This window comes from Hymenobacter mellowenesis (genome assembly GCF_030581005.1).
In the GTDB taxonomy this organism is placed as follows: Bacteria; Bacteroidota; Bacteroidia; order Cytophagales; family Hymenobacteraceae; genus Hymenobacter; species Hymenobacter mellowenesis.
In genome coordinates, this window is the sequence record NZ_JAUQSX010000011.1 from 84,059 (window position 1) to 103,730 (window position 19,672).

At 61.8% G+C, this 19,672-nt stretch carries 11 protein-coding genes; 1 reads left to right on the top strand and 10 read right to left on the bottom strand.

Annotated elements, in window-relative coordinates:
• Positions 1–135 precede the first annotated feature (135 nt).
• Positions 136–1,095: a site-specific integrase gene (locus Q5H92_RS19325; protein WP_305013204.1), complete on the bottom strand. Its 960-nt coding sequence runs from the start codon at positions 1,093–1,095 to the stop codon at positions 136–138.
• 345 nt (positions 1,096–1,440) lie between these two features.
• Between Q5H92_RS19325 and Q5H92_RS19330 the strand changes: the two genes are divergently transcribed.
• Complete coding sequence (locus tag Q5H92_RS19330; RefSeq protein ID WP_305013205.1) at positions 1,441–2,562, top strand: Fic family protein; 1,122 nt, start codon at positions 1,441–1,443, stop codon at positions 2,560–2,562.
• A 452-nt stretch (positions 2,563–3,014) separates the two neighbouring features.
• Here Q5H92_RS19330 and Q5H92_RS19335 read toward each other — a convergent pair whose 3' ends face one another.
• The 9 genes from Q5H92_RS19335 to Q5H92_RS19375 all read right to left on the bottom strand — a co-directional run bounded on the left by Q5H92_RS19335 (position 3,015) and on the right by Q5H92_RS19375 (position 19,644).
• Positions 3,015–4,151 (bottom strand): FlgD immunoglobulin-like domain containing protein, encoded by a 1,137-nt coding sequence (locus Q5H92_RS19335; protein ID WP_305013206.1) that lies wholly within the window; start codon positions 4,149–4,151, stop codon positions 3,015–3,017.
• A gap of 86 nt (positions 4,152–4,237) precedes the next feature.
• Positions 4,238–5,500, bottom strand: a complete 1,263-nt coding sequence (locus Q5H92_RS19340) for a sugar MFS transporter (protein ID WP_305013207.1) — start codon at positions 5,498–5,500, stop codon at positions 4,238–4,240.
• 31 nt (positions 5,501–5,531) lie between these two features.
• Positions 5,532–8,291, bottom strand: coding sequence for an alpha-L-rhamnosidase-related protein (locus tag Q5H92_RS19345; RefSeq protein WP_305013208.1), 2,760 nt, complete (start codon positions 8,289–8,291; stop codon positions 5,532–5,534).
• A gap of 80 nt (positions 8,292–8,371) precedes the next feature.
• On the bottom strand, positions 8,372–10,438 hold the full coding sequence (locus Q5H92_RS19350) for a glycoside hydrolase family 66 protein (RefSeq protein WP_305013209.1): 2,067 nt from the start codon (positions 10,436–10,438) through the stop codon (positions 8,372–8,374).
• Between the two features lie 76 nt (positions 10,439–10,514).
• Positions 10,515–11,663, bottom strand: a complete 1,149-nt coding sequence (locus Q5H92_RS19355) for a SusE domain-containing protein (RefSeq protein WP_305013210.1) — start codon at positions 11,661–11,663, stop codon at positions 10,515–10,517.
• A 41-nt stretch (positions 11,664–11,704) separates the two neighbouring features.
• A complete protein-coding gene (locus Q5H92_RS19360) occupies positions 11,705–13,447 on the bottom strand; it encodes a glycoside hydrolase family 66 protein (RefSeq protein ID WP_305013211.1) in 1,743 nt (580 codons plus the stop codon).
• Between the two features lie 94 nt (positions 13,448–13,541).
• The gene (locus Q5H92_RS19365) at positions 13,542–15,053 is read right to left on the bottom strand and encodes a RagB/SusD family nutrient uptake outer membrane protein (protein WP_305013212.1); all 1,512 of its coding nucleotides are present in this window, start codon (positions 15,051–15,053) and stop codon (positions 13,542–13,544) included.
• Between the two features lie 35 nt (positions 15,054–15,088).
• Positions 15,089–18,517 carry a SusC/RagA family TonB-linked outer membrane protein gene (locus Q5H92_RS19370; RefSeq protein ID WP_305013213.1) on the bottom strand — a complete coding sequence of 1,143 codons (3,429 nt, stop codon included), beginning with the start codon at positions 18,515–18,517 and terminating at the stop codon, positions 15,089–15,091.
• Positions 18,518–18,582: 65 nt separating this feature from the next.
• A complete protein-coding gene (locus tag Q5H92_RS19375) occupies positions 18,583–19,644 on the bottom strand; it encodes a FecR family protein (protein WP_305013214.1) in 1,062 nt (353 codons plus the stop codon).
• Positions 19,645–19,672: the final 28 nt, after the last annotated feature.

Genomic DNA, 19,672 nt, shown 5'->3' on the forward strand with positions numbered 1-19,672 from the left:
GGTCAGCTTGGAAAATAGACTGCTCTAAAAGGCATGAGTCCGATGGGATATAATCTAATTAAGTGAATGGTTTAGCAACCTTTTGAGAACTGATAAAGCATATTTTACATATTGTAAAGGAACGTCAGCATAACGTTACAAGCCCAGTTTCTGGGCCGCATTGTGTTGCTGCACGTTGTCAAGGCGAGTGTAACGGCGAATCATCTCGCTTGTCTTGTGCTTGGTTTGGTTCATGATTTCGCTGTCATCGGCCCCGTTAAGCTTGGCCACGGTTACGAAGGAGGCCCGTAGAGAGTGGGCTGTGTAGCCTGGCCCCAGGTAGCGTTGCACCAGGATATTGACGCTCTGGTCAGAAAGGCGATTCCCCGTAATCCGGCTGCCCTTGCGTAGCATCACGAATACCGGGCCCTCGGCACGCTCCAGTTGTTCCAGCCAAGCCCGCAGGGAGCGTATAGGGCACACCGCCGGCTCGGGCGAGTAGAAAATGGCCTTTTCCTCGTAGTAGCCCAGCTGGTTGGTTTTGCTCTTGCCCAGCGAGACAATGAGGCAGTCTTCGGTAAAGCGCAGGTCCTGCACGTTGAGCGCCGTGAGCTCGGAGCGGCGAAATGCCCCCGTGAAGCCCAGCAGCAAAATGGCCCGGTCGCGCAGGCCGGCCACGGTTTTGGTGTCCAGGCCCCGCACCAGCCGCTTGAGCTGGGCCAGCGAAAATGCCGGGGCCTGCTTCTGGCGCACGCCGTGCACGCGCCGCACGCCGTCCATAAAAATCTTGAACTGCTTGTCGTCCGTGGGCGAGGTGACGCCGCGTACGGCGTGGGCCTTGCTGATGGCTGCGTAATGCCGTTCGATGGTGGCCACTTTCTTGCCGGCTTCGGCCAGGTGGGTAACGAAGCCCACGAGCGCATCCACCGACGCGGGCAACACCTCGAAGCCCTGGTCGGCGCACCAGGCCCCGAACCGCCGCAGGTCAGCGGCGTACGCCCGGGCCGTGTTGGCCGCCCCGGACAGGCCGGCCTCGACGTAACGGGCGGCCGCGCCGGTGTGGTGGGCGAGGCCGTGGCCGACGGAATGCAGAGTTACCGTGTCGGGCTTTTTCATGTAGCATATATATAAGGAGTAAACGACTTTTTTTCGTTTCAACAGCAAGATAGTGCATAGGTAGTGATAATTCTTACTTATCGCTACCTATGGGATGAAATTCAAATTCGGCTTATCGGAAGGACATCTGGAAAATCAGGCCGACGGATTACGTGGCGGCTTGGTGGGGCTAAACCGATGCAGACATCAAAATAAGCTTACTTATGATGTCTGTTCAATCGAATGGGAAATTGGTGAGGCCTAAAATCGAGCAAACATTAAAACAAGGCCTGTATTAATGTTTGCTTGCAAAGCGGTACGTTTGTGCTACCCAATCGTCCTAGCCCAACTCCAAGTAAAGCCCCGATGAGCTATCCAATCAACCCGGACCGGAACAAGCCCTGGAATGCGCTGCCGGAATTACCCCTGGCGCCGGAGCTGGTGGAAACCGTCGAGATTTTAAGCCAGCTGGTCAAGGCCCGCGCCGCGCTGGGCCGGCTGCAGGGCCGCAGCGCAGTGATTCCCAATCAGGGCCTACTCATCAATAGCATCAGCCTGCAGGAGGCCAAAGCTTCCAGCGCCATTGAGAACATCTTCACCACCGACGACGAACTCTACAAAGCCTACAGCGAGCAGGCCGCCGGTGCGGGAGAAGGTGCGCCGAAGGAAGTGCTGCGCTACCGGGAGGCCCTCTGGCACGGGCACGAATACCTGCGGGACCGGCCCGCCTTTGACCTGGAGTATTTCCCGCAGATTTACCGGCAAATCACGCAGGCTACCGATGGCATTCGGCCGCCGGTAGCGCAGATTTACATCAAGCAGGGCGGCTCTGGACCCAACGCCGGCAAAGCGGCCTACACGCCGCCCCGGGGTGCGGGCCTGCTGGAATCGAAGCTGGCCAACCTGCTCGACTTCATGAACGACGACGAGCGCTACCCGCTGGACCCGGTGCTGAAGATGGCCATCGGCCATTTTCAGTTCGAAGCCATTCACCCGTTTCGGGACGGCAACGGCCGCACGGGCCGGGTATTCAACATCCATTACCTGACCCAGAAAGGACTGCTGGATTATCCCATCCTGTTTCTGAGCCGCTACATCATGGACCACAAGGCGGACTACTACGCCTTGCTGGCCGGCGTATCGCAGCGGGGCGACTGGAAGTCCTGGGTGTTGTACATGCTCCGAGCCGTCGAGGCCACGGCGAACCTCACCTACGATAAAATCAACGACGTAATGGCCGCCAAGGATGCTATTCTGCAGGCTATTGTAGCGGATACCCAGATGGAGCGCCCGGAGCAGCTGGTCAACAGCCTGTTCACGCAGCCCTTCACCAAGGTGAAGCACCTGACCGATGAGCGCCTGTACGTCGAGAATACCGCCCGCAAATACCTCAACCAGCTAGTTGACATGGGAATTTTAGCCAAGAAGGTCATCTCCGGTCACCACTACTATCAGAATCTGGAGCTGCACCGCATCTTGAGTGAATAGCCGGTAGCCGGAAGTGGTTACATGCGCTTCGGCCAGGGATGGTAAAACGGGCTACTGCAGGACTTCGCAAATTGCCAGGTACTCCACGCGGAGTTGAGGGGCGGGTGTGACTAGCCGTTAACTACCCGGTGTGCTATAAACCGGCGGCCTCTTTAAATGAGGCACTACGGGAGGGGCCGCGGCGTACGGGCGAATGGACTCATCAAGAGCTCAATTCCGGTTGCTGCTTTGGTGGGCAAAAGTCAGTAAAGGCTACTGACGAGCTGGAAATGGCTTCTTTGGTAATTGCCTGCGCAGGGATAAAGGGTTCATAATGAACGATTATGGAACCTAATTCGTGATTAATGTTGAAAGAAAAAACCTTAATGCTGCATAAACCAAAATGCAGTCCCGCACTTTGCTTTGAGCGCGGGACTGCATCCACAGAAAGAATCTATATTTATTGAATCGGTTTAGCGGAGCAGCGTCAGGCGCTGGTGCTGGCCATTCAATTCGGCAACGTACACGCCAGCAGCAAGGGACTGGCCTTGGTTGTCGCACCCATTCCACTCCACCGAACTCCGGCCGGCGGCCGAGGCTACCACAGTACGGGTAGCTACGAGTTGGCCGGTTGCCGAGAAGATGTGCAGAGCGTACGTCCCCGGCCGGGCTGCCTCATAGCCCAGCGTAAAGCCGGTTAAGGAAGGGTTCGGATAAGCAGCCAGCGGCGCATCAGTCTGCGCGTTGCGGGTGGCCGTAGTAGTGCCGTTGGCCACGGTCACAAACTGATTGCCGGCCACGGTGGTAAAGTCTACCACGGCCACGGCGAAGGTGGAGGTGCCGGCCGGAGCACCGGCCAGAATCTGGTTGGAAATATAGTCGTGGCCACCGCCGTTGATGAAGGCCATTACTTTGATATCGCCCCCGCCTGCGGTGGTGCCGAGGGCAGTAAGTGGAATCATGTACTCGATGCCCGTGCTGACAGCAGTAGCGGCCGCCGTGTTAGCGGCTGCGGTGCCGCCGGTCACGCCGGCAGTGTTCGAATCGTCAATCGACACCGAGCCCGTGCCAGCCCCGGCTACGACGGCACTGAAGTTCAGGGAGGCGCTGAAATTGGTGCTGCTGCTGCCGATGCCGGTTGCGGTGATGGTACTGCCCGCCGGGATGGGCGCGTAGTCGGCATATAGCTTGAGGGCCCCGGTGCCACAGGCCAGCGAAAGCGCGTAGTCGGCCGTGAAACCAGCATCGAACTTGATGCCGTTCATGGTGGTGAGGTAGTTGGTGTTGCCGGCCAACTGGTTCTGGCCCCCGGTCTTCGAATCGAAGAAGATATCCAGCTTGTTGTAGTTGCTTTCCAGGTTGCCCCCAATGAAGAGGTAGAGGTTAGCCCCCACAATTCGCGCGTGGATGTTATCCAGTTCCGAACCGTTTGCGGCCGTGGGCGAGCCGGTGGTTGCGTCGCCAAAACCAGTCTGGACGGTTTGGACAGCCAGTGCGGTGGGATACGAGGCATCACGGGTGCCGTCGATGGTGGGAGCTTGCGCCTGCGCGGCAGCGCCAGCCAGGCAAAGTGCGGCCGACAGGCCCAGACGAGTAAAAAATGTGTTCATGTGGGGTTAGGGAAAAAAGTGAGAATTGAAAAATGGCCGCCGTAGCCCAAGCGTTGGTCGACCGGGAAAATCTGTTGCGGTGAACCCTAATCCGTTTGGGCGCGGCTGCCAACCAAGCCGTACCAGCCGATGTAAGCGTAGCAGCACAGCGGCAGCAGAAAGGCCCAGCGCAGAGAGCTGGCATCGGCCACCGCGCCGAAGAGCAAGGGCACCACGGCCCCGCCCACGATGGCCACGTTCAGCAGCCCGGATGCCTCTTCGGTGCGGCGGCCCAGACCGGCCACGGCCAGCGTGAAAATGGTGGCGAACATGAGGGAGTTCATCAGGCCCACGGCCAGCAGGCTCCACACGGCCACTGCGCCGGTGGTGCTCACCGACAGCAGCACCAGCAGCACCGCGCCCACGGCATTGCCTGCCAGCAGCCGGCCGGGATTGAAGCGGCTCAGGAGGTAGGCGCCGAGGAACCGCCCCACCATGGCTCCACCCCAGTAAAAAGCGACTTTTTCGCCCGCCACTTTGGGTACCAGGCCGGCCACCTCGGGCAGGCCCAGGTAGTTCACAATGTGCGAGCCGATGGCGACCTCGCCCCCTACGTAAGCAAAGATTCCCACCATGCCCAGTACCAGGTGGCGGTAATGCCAGGCCCGACGGCCGACGTGTTCGGCCTGTTCGGCCGGGTGCTCAACGCGCGGCAGCCGCAGCCGCGTCAGCAGCCCGCTGATGAGCAGCAGCAGTCCGCCGATAACCAGGTAGGGTACCTGCACGGCCCGCACGTCAATGGCGGCACCGGAAGTCGTTTGCAGGTCCGGCAGGTGGGAGAGAATCAGGGCAGAGCCCACAAAGGGAGCCACAAAAGTGCCCAGGGAGTTGAAGGCCTGCGTGAGCGAGAGCCGGGCCGATGCCGACCGGGCGGGCCCCAGAATCGCCACGTAAGGATTGCCCGATACCTGCAGCAGCACCACCCCCGTGGCCAGCACAAACAGCGCCCCCAGAAACAGCGGGTAGCTGCGGCTGCTGGCCGCCGGGTAGAACAACAAGCAGCCCACGGCGGCCACCAGAAAGCCCACCAGCATCCCGCCTTTGTAGCCGGCGCGCTGCACCAGCTTGCTGGCCGGAACGCCCATCACGAAGTAAGCCCCGAAAAAGCAGAGATTGATGAGGTTGGCTTGCGTGTAGCTCAAGCCAAAGATGGCTTTCAGGAAAGGTATCAGGATGTCATTCAGACAGGTAATAAACCCCATCATGAAAAACAGCACCGTGAGCGAGGACAGCGCCGACGTGTAGCGCGGTGCTTCCGTCAGGTCGCCGGTCGGGTGCGGGGCAAAGGAAGGAAGGACGGGAGCAGCCACGGGAAAAGTCTGAAAAGGGGATAATGGAATACTATTGCAGGGGGCGTAGGCGCACGCAGTCCAGCATGGCTTGGTTGACTTCGCCGTTCATGTTCTCATTGGCCGGGTCCAGCGCCAGCGTAAGCGCTTGGCGACCCTGGTCGAGGCGCACCAGCACGGGGTTGGAATACCCCCAGTTCGACCACTCGCCCGTGCCGCGCTGCGGCAATACCACGGTGCCCAGCAGTTGCTGCTTGGTATCACGCAGCGTGCGGATGGCGCATTTGTTCTGCGTGTTGGTGGGGCCGTTGCCATTGGCGTAGCGGAAGTCCACCGCGTACAAGCCGGGCTTGGTCACGGTGATGGGAATGGTCAGGCGGGTGTTGCGGGTGCGGCTGATTTCCACGAAGCCGGCTCCCGTGAAACCCTGATAAGCCAGAGTGGCTTTGGGGACGACCGTTTCCAGCTGCACCTGCTGACCCGCGGCGGTTGAGCCGACCAGCAGCGGCTCGCTGGCGAAGGATTCCAAGCCGGCCGCATCCACGGCAATTACCTGATAGGCGGCGGCCTCGTTGGGCACGGCCGCTGCCAGCTGCGTGGTGGCGGTGAGACGCTTGCCGTTGCGCAGCAGTTGGTACGACTGCGCCCCACTCACGGCCGGCCAGTTTAGGCGGCCATCCTGGTAGGTGACGGCGGGCGTTTCGGGCGCGAAGGAATTAGCCACTCGATTCACCGGTTGGGTCGCCGGAGCCTGGCTCTTCAGCTGAATCAGTACCTCGTGCCGGCCGGTGAGGCTAGCTGGCACAGTCGCCCCGGCCAGCGGCTGGCCGTCGAGGGTGATGCTGCTGACTTCATTGCCGAAGCCTTCCAGCGCAATGTCCAGCACGGCCCTGCGGTAGCGAAAGCCGGTGAGCCGGCGCGAGCCCTGCAACGCCTGCGGCACGAACGGCCGGAACACCAGCTGGTCGGCTTCAAACTGCATCCCAAACAATACTTTATACACTAGGCTCAGACTGCCCGACAGGCTCCAGAGCATGTTGCTGCTGTTGATTTGGGTGCCGGCGTAGTCACCGGTTTCGGCCACGAAATTCTCCTTATTGGTCAGGAACAGCGCCGCCGGCCGATAGATGGCGGCCATGCTTTCCAGTACCGATTGCTCGTTGCCAGCCTTAGCCGCAGCCAGCGCCCAGTAGCTCTGCACGAAGGGCCACACGGCATTGTTATGATAAGGCGGCAGGCCCGAAATCTGCGGATAAAGGCAAGTAATGCCGTAGGGCGTGGTGGGCGTGTGGCTAACCACCTGGCTGGCCCGCTCGCCCTCGGCCACGTCAAAAAGCACACTCAGCGCTTCGCCCAAAGCCTCGGCTTTGGGCGAGCGCGTGAGGGCCGTGCGGCCGTAGAGGTACTGGCCGTAGTAGCCCTTGTCGGCCTGCCACAGCTGGGCGTTCAGGCCCTGCTTGATTCGCTGAGCCAGCTGCTCGTGTCGCGTAGCAACGGCATTTTCGCCCAGGCGGCGGGCCATTTGCGCCAGCACCACGTTGGCCTGAAAGTGCACGGCGTTGGTGCCCAGGTTTTCCGACTGGTAGATGTCCACCGGCTGCATCCAGCGCGGGTAAGTTTGCTCGCGCCAGTCGAGGAACGACGACTCGCCGCGCACCAAGCCGGTAGCCGGGTCGTAGGCATTCTGCACGTCGTCGGCAATGCTTTGCTTGATGATGGGGTACACCTGGCGCAGCCAGGCCTCGTCGCCGGTCACCTTATAGATTTCCCAGGCCGCCACGGCCCACACAATGCGGTCGGTGGAGCACGGGTAGGCGCCACCCGTGCCGGTATCCTGGATGATGCGGCCGCTCGGGCTCACCTTGCGCAGCAGGCTTTTCATGGCCACGCGGGGCTGCAGGCTGGCCTGGGCCAGTATGATGCTGTAGCTGATGTCACGGGTCCAGACGCCGGCCCACTCTTTGCCGGTGCGGAACGTGCTGTCGGGCTCCACGGCGCGGCGAGCCTCTTCCAGCGCCAGGTTGTAGAGCGCGTCGGTCAGCGGATAGGGCGAGGTGTACTGTGGAAAGTCCGTCGTATTGATGGACTGCTCCCAGCGGCCGGCGGTGTTTTTGGCAGCCTGGGGCTGGTTCAGCATCAGCGTCACTTCGTAAATCCCGTCGCCGTCGGCATCCTTTAGCTCCAGCTCGGGCTTGTTCACCAGGTTGTCAAAATCCCAGCTGAGGGGTGCCGTACCGCCGGCTACGAACACCTGCTTAAAATCCTGCTGGTAAATCTTCTCCCCTTTGAAGGTGGTGTAAAAGCCTTGCTTTTTGAACGCCGCCAGCACCGGCCGGAGGTCCACCCGGATTTTTAGCCGCGTGTTGGGGGCCAGGTAGGTATTGGCCAGCACCGGGCGCGGGTCCACGTAGCGCTGCCCAAATACCAGCACGGGCGTTTCCAGCGGCTCGCCGGCGGCCGTGGGCACGGCCAGGAACAGGTTGTCCTGGCCTGGAGCCACGCTGTTGTCCTTGCCATTGATGCTGAATTTGAACCCAATGCGCGGGTCCTGAAAGGCGTTGGCGGGGCTTTGGTAGTTCGACGTCAGCTGGGTGCGCGACAAGGCGCGGGCCACGTACTGGCCCTGCACGATGCTGTCGGGATACACGGTGTAAGCTGCCGATTGCCAGATGGGCGTGGCTGGACGGGCAGGCCCGGCAACGGGGGCTGTGGGCACTGCTACCGCGCTGCCCGCCGCTGGTTTAGGCGTTTGGTAGGCCGTGAATTCGGCCAGGCTTAGCGCCAACCTGACCGTTAGAATAGGGTATTTCATGAAAAAGCTAGGGCGTAGCAGTCCCGGGATTGCCGTTGAAGGCAACCTAAAGACTTGTTTCAAAGAAGAAATAGCGGCGCTTAGTCGAGCTTCACCAGCCGCTGCACGGCGGTGCCCGAAGCCGATTGCAGGCGGCACAGGTACACGCCGGGGGCCACGGCTTGCTCCGGCAGTTCCACCGCGTGCGGGCCGGCCGGCAACACCCCTTGCCGGAGCGTGGTGACGAGGCGGCCGCTCAGGTCATACACTCCCAGGTCCACTGCCTCGCGCACGGGCAGGGTGAAGTGGATGGTCGTAGCGCCGTGGAAGGGGTTGGGTGCGTTGCTGAAAGCAAATGCCGCCTTGGCCGCTGCCGCGGTGGCCGTGATGTTGCCGGTTTCGGCCACCACCATCGTCCAGTAGTTCAACTCCGGCAGCTGGAACGTCACCGTGCCCCCTGATTGTGTGAAGGTGAGCTGCTGGGGCAGGCCGCGGTTGATGTCGGGCGAGGCCATCCACAGCTTGGTGACGGGGGTGCCCAGCGGAAAGCTCAGGTTGAGATTGGTGACGGGGTTTGGGATGGGCTGCACCTGGCCGTTGTCGCGCCAGTTCAAGGTGCGGGCATTGCGGAAGTTAAGCAGGTGAAACACCTGACTGCTGCCCACGCTGGTACTCAGCGTTGTCACTTTGCCCAGGGCCGGCGGCCAGGCCTGCACGTTGGGGCCCGTCATGGCCACGTTGGTGAACGTGCGGTTCTGGTCGCGCAGCACGTTTTCGTAGGCTGTCAGGAAGTCGTAATAAGAAGTCAGGTTGTATTGCAGCAAGGCCGACATCTGCAGGTTACTGTTGGGGAAATACTCGTTGCCGAGCATGTGTTCGCCCAACTCGATGTGCGAGCCACCATTGGCAAAAATTACGGCATCGGCCATCAGCACGCTGGCATCGTTGAAGTAGCCCGTACTGTTTGACAGGCCCTTGTTGACGTAGGCGGCCAGTACGTTGCGCTTGCCGGGCGCGGTGGCTTCATTGTCACGAATCACCTGCCCGAGCTGGATGTAATCCTCGTTGCCAGTCCACATTTCCGTGTACACGATGTCCACCGGCCCGGGGGCAATCTGACTCTGACCAAACTGGTTCACCGCATTCATCACCACCGACTTGGTGGGCCGGGCCGCTTTGGCGGCATTCACCATGCTGCGAAAGCCCGTGGGCAGGTTAGCCACCGCTCCGCCGTAGGCGTACACCGTGCCGGGGTCGCCCACCTGGTCCATGTGCCAGCCATCGAAATTCAGCCCGGTGGCGTTGTATACCTTGTTGTTTTCGGCCAGCAGGTAGTTCTGCCAGGACGTATTGGCAGGGTCCAGTACGCTGAGGCTGCTGGCCTCCCAGCTGCTGGGCAGCCCGCCGATGGTGTAGCGGTTGTTATGATTAGCATCCAGGTAGAGGCCCCAACTGTCGCTCACGCCGTCGGCCGAAGCATTCGGATAAGCCCCGTACACGAGGTTGTAGAACAGGGACTTCATGTTGCGGTCGTGGCCGCGGTCGATATAACCGGCCAGGGTCGCCAGCGAAGTCGGCCGGTTGGCCAGGTCGTTCCAAGTAGCGGCCGGGGCCTGCGCCGTACCGGGCAGCGGCTGGTGGTGCTTGTCCATCCAGTCGTAGAATTGCAAACCGTTCAGGTGGTAGCGGTTCAACTGCTGCATCATGGCATCGAGCTGCGCGCTGGTCTTGGGGCCGAATTCAGACAGGAATCCGTAGCGCGGAAAGCGCGCCCAGTCCGATGAAACGTCCACGCCCAGCGTGGCCTCGTCGAGCACGTTCGTGCCGCTTTTCAAGGTCAGGCCCACCAGGTAGCCCTGATAGTCGGTCGACGGCGGCGTCCAGGTCCAGGTAGCGGCCGTGGTGTTGGCGGCTACCGTTTGCTGGCTTACCAGGGCGTGGGTGTGGTAGTACTTCACTTCCAGCGTCAGGCCGGCCTGCGGCTGGTCGATGGCGACAGAGAAGGTAACCGGCTGACCCGGGGCATACCGGGCTTTGTCTGACTGCACCAGCCCCAGGTTCTGGGCCTTGCTGGCCGGAACGGCCGCCAGCAGCAGCCCGGCGCTCAACAGTGTCAGCGGCCAGCGGCGGGCCAGCGTTTTTTTACGGAGAGGAAGGAAATAGGACATCACAACGGTGGGAATTGAAAAGGTGGGCAACAACTGGCTGGCGGCTCCCTTGCACGGGATGCCGCCAGCGCTCAGCTTATTGGATGCTAATGGTTTTGCTGAACGTATCCAGTGTGATGGTGTAATTGCGCGCCACCGTCACCTGCCATTTCTTGTCGGGGCTGCCGCCGCGCACGAAGTCTACGCCGGTATCAGTCAGGGGCTGGTGGTCCACCACGGGCATATAGTAGTCGGTGCCCCAGTTGCCGGTGGCCACCGGAAACTTGAACTCGCCGGGGGTCAGCGGGCCGGTGTAGGTGAAAACGTTCGGGTTGGTGGTGCTGCGCGTCATGGGCGTGGGCGCGTTGATGTTCCAGCCGGCGGGCGTAGCATCGCCCACCATCCAGAGTGCCGCCGGTGGCGTGAAGGCTACGATGGAAATGGTCATCGTGCGAACATTCAGCGTGATGGTGTAGGCCCCCGCCGTGGTGATGCGCCATTTGTTGTCGGGGGTACCAGCCGAGAGCTGCACCGTGGTAGCTGTCAGGGGCGGGTTGTTGGTCGTGGGGCGGTAGAACGGCGCGTTGAAGTCCTTAACCGTGGCAATCTTAAACTCCCCGGCCGTCAGCAAGCCCGTGTAAGTGAACACCGAAGCATCAGTGGCGCTGCGCACCAGCGGCGTGGCGTTATTGATATCCCAGCCGTTAGGCGTGGCATCGCCTACCAGCCACAGGTTGGTCAGCGGCTGGTAAGGCGTGGCTGTCACTGTCACCACGTTCGAATAGGTCGGGGCTTTCTGGTTGGTGGCCTCCTGGCCCTTCACGCGCACCTCAATATCCTTGCTCGTACCAACAGGCAAATTCAGCTGGTTCAGCAGCAAGGTCGTGAAGGCGTTGCTGGTGTAGGTCTGCGAGGTGGTGCCCCGCGCCATGGTCACGTTCACCGGGGTGGCGAAATTGGTGCCCTTCACGGCCAGTTGCAAGGTGTAGTCGATGGCCGCTTGGGTGCCTTCGTTGGTGCCGATAGTCCAGGTGAAGGCAATGGCCTGGTTGTCGGCATTGGCTTGGTTAAGCGTCGGGGTGGTGGTCGAGGCGCTCAGCGTCTGCACCGTGGCGGGCGTGGGCACATAGTCGTCGTATTTCTGGCAGCCCGCCAGCAGCCCGGTGGAAAATAAGGTCAGTAGGGCCAGGCAGCAGGTGTACACCAGGCGGGGCAAGCCCGCGCGGGAAAAAGTATTCGTGTTCATGATAAATAAGCTTGAGGTTGAGTGGGAAATCGTGAGAAGGCTTATTCCAGGACCAGCATGGTCCAGTAGTGAAGCGCGGGCACAGTGAGCGTCACTTGCCCATTTTTTTGCGTGAAGGGAAGTTCCTGGGGAGCACCCTGCGCCACATCGGGCGAGGCCACCCAGGCTTTGGTGATTTTGGTTGGGGCGGCCAGCTGCACCGCCACGTTGCGGCGCACGGTGGGCACGGGCTGCCGGGACTGGTTGTCGCGCCATTCCAGCGTTTTGGCGTCGGCGAAGTTGAGCAGGTGCACGATGCGGCGGCTTTCTGCCGTGGTGCCCAGGGCCGCCACGCGCCCCAGCTGCGGCGGCCAGGTAGCCAGCGCGGCATCACCGCCAATGGTGACCGGGGTAAACGTGCGGTCGGGCCCGCGCAGTAGGTTCTCGTAGGCCACCGCAAAGTCGTAGTAAGCCTGCACCTGCCGTTGCAGCTCGGGGGTGAGCTGCAACTTGCCGTTGGGGAAATATTCGGTGTCAAGCATGTGCTCGCCCAACTCGATGTGCGCCCCGCCGAAGGCAAAAATCACGGCGTCGGCCATCAGCACGCTGGCCGGGTTGAACTGACCGGGCTGCTTGGATTTGTCGCGGTTGATATAGGCCGCCAAGACTGTGCGCTTGCCCGGCGCCAGCGACTCGTTGTACCGAATGGCCTGCCCCAGGCTGCTGTACTGCTCGTTATCTGTCCACAGCTCGGCGTAGAGAAAGTCCACCGGGGCCTTCGCAATTTGCTCCTGGCCCCATTGGTTTACGGCGTTCATCACCAGCGGGCGCGTGGGCTGGGATTTCTTGGCTTCCGTGACAAAGGTGCCAAAGGCTTTACTGGGGTCAGTGCGCTGGCCAGCGTAGGTGTAGAGCTTGCCGGGGTCGCCCACCTGGTCGATGTGCCAGCCGTCGAAATCCAGGCCTTTGGCGGCGTACACGTCGTTCACTCCCTGGGACAGGTAGTTGCGCCACTCAGGGTTACCGGGGTCTTCCATGTCGAGGCCGGGCGCTTCCCAGCTCGCTGGAAAGCCGTCGAAGGCGTAGCGCTTCTGGTGCAGGCTGTCGCGGTAGAGGCCCCATTCGGGCTTCACGCCGGGGGTATTGGGGTAGGCCCCGTAAAGCAGGTTGTAAAACATGGCCTTCATGCCGTGCTGATGGGCGCGGCTGATGTAGCCCTGCACGGTGGCGAAGTAGCTGGGCCGGTTGGCCAAATCGCGCCATTCGGCGGCGGGCTGGGCGGGTGTGCCGGCCAGCGAGCGGTGGTGCGTGTCGCCCCAGTCGTAGAACTGCAGGCCGTTGAGGTGGTAGCGGTTGAGCTGCTGCATCACCCCGTCCATCTCCGCGCCCGAGAGCTTGCCGAACTTCGACAGGAAGCCGTAGCGCGGAAACTGCTTCCAGTCCGAGGACACGTCCACGGCCGTGGTGGCTTCGTCCAGCAGCTGCTGGCCGGCCCGCACCTCCACCCTCACCAGGTAGCCCTGGTAGTCGGCTTTGGGCGGTTGCCAGGTCCAGCGGGCCGCCGTGCCGGTCACGGCCACGGTCTGCTGGCTGAGCTTTTTCGCCAGGTGGTAGTAGCTCACCACCAGTTGCGTACCGGGCCGGGCTTGCCGCAGGGTAGTAGTAAAATGTACCGGCGCCCCGGGCCCGTAGGCCGCCCGGTCAGTATCCAGCCGGCCGAGCACGTCGCCGGGGGCAGCCCAGGCCGGTGCCGCCAGTAGCAGGCCGCCCAGCAACCCACAAATGAAACGCAGCGCAGTTGTCATGAGTAAAGTGGCTAAGCCAGCCGGCGCATTCCTGTTTTCCAATATTCCCACCACTAGAAAACTGTCGGAATGGCCGGACTGACCGCCTTTATCGTTAATAGCCAGGGTTCTGGTCGATGACCGAGTTGTTGTCGCGCTCGTTTTGGGGCACGGGCAGCAGCAGGTATTTCTCGCTGATGTTGCCGCGGCCCACGCCGTACTGGTCGTTGGGCGAGCCCAGGGCGCGCAGGAAAGACAAGGCCCGGATGGTGCCGCTGTTGTCTTTGGTCCGAATCAGGTCAAACCACCGCTCGCCGTTCTCAAACGCCAGCTCGATGCGGCGCTCCTTCATGATGGCGTCGCGCATGGTCGTCTGGCTGGAGGTATTGACCGGCAGCAGGCCGGCGCGGGCGCGCACCAGGTTGAGCGGGCCGCGGGCATCGGTGGTCCGACCTTGCTCGTTGAGGGCTTCGGCCTGCATGAGTAACACATCAGCGTAGCGCAGCACCACGGTATTGAGTGGGTCGTTGGCGAAACCGGTTTGCAGGCCAGCGCTCAGCGGCACGATGAATTTGCGGGTATTGAAGCCCGTAATTGAGCTGTTCGACGAATAGGTATAGCCGCCCAGCTGGTCGCCGTTGGAGAAGACGGTGAGGGCCTTACGGCGGTCGCCAGCCTCAAACTGACCCACAAACTCGGCCGTGGGCTGGTTCCAGCCAAAGCCGCCGCCCGAGGTGATGTTGGAGCTGCGCGGGGCCATGAACTCGCTGCGCAGGTTGCACACCGCATCGCCGCCAAAGCCGTTGTTGTTGGGGTCGTAGGCGTACTGTATCTCAAACAGCGATTCCGAGCCGTTTTCGGCGTTGGGGTCGAAGTTGCCGCTGAAAGAGCCCAGCGAATATTTGCCCAAACCGGTTACTTCCTGCGCTTTGGTGGCGGCATCGGCCCACTTATTCTGGGTGAGGTACACTTTGGCCAGCAGGCCTTTGGCTGCGCCCTTGGTGGCGTGGCCCGCGATGGCCGCCGTTTCCGGCAGCACCAGCTCGGCGCTCGTGAGGTCCTGCTCAATCTGGCGGTACACGTCGGCGACGGGATTGCGGGCCACGTTCAGGCTTTCGCGGGTAGTCTGTGGCGTGAGAATGAGGGGCACTTTGCCGAACAGACGCACCAAGTTAAAGTAGCTCAGCGCCCGGATAAAGTGGGCCTCGCCGAGAATGATGTCGCGCTTGGTGGCGTCCATGTTAATGGCGGGTACGCGGTTCAACACCACGTTCACGGCCAGAATGGTTTGGTAGTGCGTGCTCCAGATGTCGGCCACGCCGGGGTTGGCCGTGGTGGTCGAGAAGTTGGCCAGCTGCTGGGTTTCGAGGCCGTCGCTGGCGCCGCCCGCACCCACGATGCTGTTGCCGGCCATGATGTCGAGCGTCCACATCCGCAGGCGGTAGCAGCCCGACTTCTGCAGGCCGTGGTAGGCCCCGTTTAGGGCGCGCTGGGCATCGGCTTCGTCCTTGTAAAAATTCTCTGCCGCCAAATCATTGCTTGGCTGCTTCTCCAAAAACTCCTTATTGCAGCCCGTGCCGAGCGTCAGCAGCAGGCCCAACCCGAAAAGGGAAACTATCTTTTTCATGTGAATACGAGAATGCAGGGTGGGAATTGGCAGCATTAGAAGCCCACGTTCAGGCCCAGAGTGAGGACGCGCGACACCGGGTAAGCGCCGTTGTCGATGCCGGTGCTCAGGCTGCTTTGCCCAAACGAGCCGATTTCGGGGTCAAAGCCCTTGTATTTGGTGAACGTGACTAGGTTTTGGGCCGTGGCGTAGAGGCGTAGGCTCTGGGCGTGCACGTTAGTGGTGCCCAGCCATTTGGCCGGCAGCGTGTAGCCCAGCGACACGTTTTTGATGCGTAGGAATGAGCCGTCTTCGATGTAGCGGTCGGACACGCGGGCGTTGATGTTGGGGTCGCCAAATACGGCGCGGGGCGTTACGCCATCGCCCGGCTCAGCAGCGGATTTCCAGCGGTTGAGCGTCTCGGTGGTTTGGTTGGCCGCCCCCGACATGGCTTCCGTGAAAATGCGGTTGGCGTTGAAAATCTTGTTGCCGTACACCGCGTACAGGAATACGCTCAAATCGAAGCCCTTGTAGGCGAAGGTGTTGGTCAGGCCGGCCGTGAACTTCGGGATGGGGCTACCGATGTAGGCGCGGTCCTGGTCGTTGATGACACCGTCATTGTTCAGGTCTTTGTAGCGGATGTCGCCGGCGGCCGTACCCGGCTGCTGCGTGGCGTGGGTCCGTACCTCGTCGCCGGTCTGGAAAATGCCATCGGTCACGTAGCCGAAGAAGGCCCCAATGGGCTGGCCCACCGCCGTGCGCGTCACCGACTGTGTGAGGATGCCGCCGGAAATAATCGGCCGGTCATTAATCAATTCCAGCACCTTGTTACGGGTGAAGCTGATGTTGAAGTTGGTGTTCCAGGTGAACGCGCCCGTGAAGTTGCGGGTGTTCAGGGCCAGCTCCAGGCCCTGGTTGCGCACCTGGCCGGCGTTCACCGTGGCCGCGCCCAGGTAGCCGCTTGAGGGCGTCACGGGAGGGCTCAGCAGCATTTTGGTGGTGAGGCGGTCGTAGATGTCGGCCGTGAAGACGAGGCGGTTATCCAGCAGGCCCAGGTCGAGACCGAAGTCCAGCTGCTTGTTGGGCTCCCACTGCACGGCCGGGTTGGGCAGTGAGGTCGGCACTACGCCCGGCACGATGCTGTTGCCCTGCACGTAGCGCTGGGTGCCGCTGAGCAACGTCGCGTACTCATACAGCCCGATGTTCTGGTTGCCGGTGATGCCGTAGCTGGCGCGCAGCTTCAGGTCGCTCACCTGGCTCACATCCTTCAGGAAGGATTCCTGATTCACGCGCCAGGCGACCGAGCCCGACGGGAATACGCCGTACTTGTTTTCCGGGCCGAAGCGCGAGGAGCCATCGGTCCGCACCGTGCCCGTAAACAGGTACTTGTCGGCAAAGCTGTAGTTCACGCGCCCGATGTAGGATACCAGCGACCAGCCAAACTCGCCCGACGTGGCCGAGTACGTGCCGCTGCCCGAACTGAGCGCCTGTAGCGTGTTGTAGGGATAGGCGTTGTCGCTGCCGCCCAGGTAGCGGTTCTGCGAGTTCTGGGCCGACTGGCCCACCAATACCGTCAGGGCGTGGTTCTCGCCAAACGTGCGGTTGTACGTCAGGGTATTTTCCGTCAGCCACACAAGCTCCCGGGCCTGGCCCTGGCCGAGCGAGGCCGTAGGATGCACGATGCTGCCCCAGGTGTAGGAAGGCTCGAAGAAGGAGTTTTCGCGGAACGAGGCATCCAAACCCAGATTGGTGCGGAAGCGCAGTCCTTTTATAATTTCTACTTCCGCATAAGTGCTGCTCAGCAACCGATTGCGGTAGAGGTGATTATCAAGCGTCATGGCTCGGCCCACGGGATTCGACCGGTCGCCCACGAACTGGATGCGTCCCACCGGCCCGGCAAACGTGCCGGTGCGGTACACCGGTAGCGTCGGCAGTTGGGTCTGGGCCAGAAAGACGAGGCCGCTCTGCGTGTCCTCGTCCGTCGTCACGATGCGCGACTCCGTGCGGCTCAGGCCCGTGCTGGTGCCAATTTTGATGCGGCTGTTGAGCTGGTGGTCCAGGTTCAGGCGCAGCGAGTAGCGCTTAAAGTTGGAGCCGATGATGGTGCCGTCCTGTTGGAAAAAGCCGCCGGAGAGCGAAAACTGCGTTTTCTCGCTCCCGCCGTTCACGTTCAGGTTGTAGTTCTGAATGGGCGCGGTGCGGAAAATCTCCTTGAGCCAGTCGGTGCCCTGGCCCAAAGCGGCGGGGTTGCTGTAGTCGGGCGTCGTCGCCGCCGAGCCGGCCGAGGCCACGCTGTTCACCTGCTGCCCGCCGTTGGCCAGCAGCTCGTTGCTGAGCTGCGCGAACTGCGAGGCGTTCAGCAGATTTACTTTGTGCGCCACCTGCTGCACCCCATAATAAGTATCAAACCCAATGTTTGAGCGGCCCGATTTCCCGCGCTTGGTGGTGATGATGACCACGCCATTGGCCCCGCGCGAGCCGTAAATGGCCGTCGCCGAGGCATCCTTCAGAATGTCAATCGAGGCAATGTCGCTGGGGTTAATCAGGTTCAGGTAGTTGCCGTTCTGCCCGTCGCCGTCGCTGTAGAAGGGCACGCCATCTACCACGTACAATGGCTCGGCATTGCCCACGGTACCCACGCCGCGCACCCGGATGGACACGCCACCGCCCGGCGCGCCGCTGTTCTGCGATACCTGCACGCCGGCCGCCCGGCCCTGCATGGCCTGGTCGAGGCCCGTGACGGGTTGGGTTTTGATTTCCTGCTCCGTAACCGAGGCAATGGCCCCCGTCACGTCTTCGCGGCGCTGGGTGCCGTAGCCCACTACGACTACTTCATTCAGGGCTTGCGTATCCCCGCGCAGTACTACTGCGAGCGGGGCAGCCGTGGCCGCCACTTCCTGGGTCGTGAAGCCCACGAAGCTGAACACCAGCGTGCTGCCTTCCGGGGCCGTCAGCGTAAAGTTTCCGTTGATGTCCGTGCTGGTGCCCGTGGTAGAACCTTTCACCACCACCGTCACGCCGGGCAAGCCTTCGCCGTTGGCCTGGGTTACCCGGCCGGAAACGGGGATGGGCGCAGCTGCCGTAACAACCGGACCACTCACCGCCTGCGGCTGCGCGGGCGCAGCGGGCACGGGGGATATGACGTAGGTGTTGTCGGCTACCTTCTCATAGCGTAGCTGGCTCTGCGTTAGTACGTACTGCAGCTCTTCCTGCCAGGTGCTGAACGTGGGGCGCGCCGCGGGCAGCGACTTGCCTTCTACCAGTTGGTCGCTGTAGAAGAACTGGATGCCGTGCGTGGCTTTCAGCTCTTCCAGTACACTTTTCAGCGATTGCGAAGCGGGCTGAGCGGGGGCACTTTGGGGCGACTGGGAGGCGCCAGCGGCTTGCTGAGGCGCAAGGGAAGCGTATGCCGCCTGCGCGGTCACCGGGCCGGAATAAGTGCCCAGCAGCAGCAACAAACCCATTGCTTTTGTAGAGTTTGACATGTGGGAATTGTGGTGGGAGTTGAAAAACAGGTGACGTGGAGCCGGGCCCAGCTCCGGTTGAAAAGCTAGTTGAGGGGCAGCAGGTGCACCTGGTTGCCGTGGCGTTCGGTTCGGATGCCCATCGATTTAGACAGGGCCTTTAGCAGCACATCGGCGCTTTTATTTGGCAGGGTGCCCGTCACCGTCTGGCGCAGCAGGGCGGGGTCGGCCACCACTACTTCCAGCCCGTAGGTGTCGCGGAACAGGCGAATGATTTCCGGCATGGGCGTATGGTCAAACACCAGGGTGCCGCTGGCCCAGGCCGAAAAGGCTTCCGGCGCGACGGCGTGTTTTGCCAGCGTATGCCGGACTGGGGTAAACTCCACCAACTCCCCGGGAGCCATCAGCAACGCATCGTGGCTGAGCAGGGACGTATGTTCTACCAGAACCTTGCCTGAGTTCAGGGTAACCTTGTTGAACCCGTCGGGCCGGTTGATGACGTTGAACGTGGTGCCCAGCACCGACACATTCAGCTCGCCGGCGTGTACCACGAATTTGGCGTTGCCCGTGGCCTGGGCCACCGGCAGGTTCGGCACGCGGGTCAGGTGGCTTACCCGGAAGAAGGCCTCGCCTTCCAGCCACACTTCGCGGGGGCTTTGCGCATCCCAGTTGGCGGCCGTGGTCAGGCGTGAGTTGCCATTGAGCACCACTACCGAGCCATCGGGCAGCTGCACCGCGCGCTGCTCGCCGCCCAGCGTGGCGTATTGTACCCGCTGCAAGCCGGCCGCTGGCCACAGCCAGAATCCGGCTCCCAGTACGAGCAGAAAGAGCAGCGCGCCCGCAACCAAACGTTTGCGGCGTAGGCCCTGCGTCCGCAGCATGGGGGCTGGCTGCGGCTGGCGGATGGCGCGGCGCAGCCGCTGCAAGTCCTGTGCCTTGCGCTGCGCCGAGGTCACGGGTTGCCGGGCCTGGCCCAGCATCAGTACCAGTTGTTGAGCCTGCTCGGCTGCCGGCTGCTGAGCGGGGTGCTCGGCCAGCCAGCGCTGCCAGAATTGCACCGCCGCTGCATCGGAGCCGGCTACGAATGCCTGAAAGGATTCGTCGAGAACAAAATCCTCAGTTTGAAAAGTAGTATAGTCAGGAGCCATGGCGGCAGAAGAGTCAAATGGGAGTACT

What these genes read in the sequence shown, in the direction of transcription:
- Q5H92_RS19375 (WP_305013214.1), bottom strand. Translation starts at nt 19,644, where the DNA reads ATGGCTCCTGACTATACTACTTTTCAAACTGAGGATTTTGTTCTCGAC.
- Q5H92_RS19370 (WP_305013213.1), bottom strand. Translation starts at nt 18,517, where the DNA reads ATGTCAAACTCTACAAAAGCAATGGGTTTGTTGCTGCTGCTGGGCACT.
- Q5H92_RS19350 (WP_305013209.1), bottom strand. Translation starts at nt 10,438, where the DNA reads ATGTCCTATTTCCTTCCTCTCCGTAAAAAAACGCTGGCCCGCCGCTGG.
- Q5H92_RS19355 (WP_305013210.1), bottom strand. Translation starts at nt 11,663, where the DNA reads ATGAACACGAATACTTTTTCCCGCGCGGGCTTGCCCCGCCTGGTGTAC.
- Q5H92_RS19360 (WP_305013211.1), bottom strand. Translation starts at nt 13,447, where the DNA reads ATGACAACTGCGCTGCGTTTCATTTGTGGGTTGCTGGGCGGCCTGCTA.
- Q5H92_RS19345 (WP_305013208.1), bottom strand. Translation starts at nt 8,291, where the DNA reads ATGAAATACCCTATTCTAACGGTCAGGTTGGCGCTAAGCCTGGCCGAA.
- Q5H92_RS19335 (WP_305013206.1), bottom strand. Translation starts at nt 4,151, where the DNA reads ATGAACACATTTTTTACTCGTCTGGGCCTGTCGGCCGCACTTTGCCTG.
- Q5H92_RS19325 (WP_305013204.1), bottom strand. Translation starts at nt 1,095, where the DNA reads ATGAAAAAGCCCGACACGGTAACTCTGCATTCCGTCGGCCACGGCCTC.
- Q5H92_RS19330 (WP_305013205.1), top strand. Translation starts at nt 1,441, where the DNA reads ATGAGCTATCCAATCAACCCGGACCGGAACAAGCCCTGGAATGCGCTG.
- Q5H92_RS19365 (WP_305013212.1), bottom strand. Translation starts at nt 15,053, where the DNA reads ATGAAAAAGATAGTTTCCCTTTTCGGGTTGGGCCTGCTGCTGACGCTC.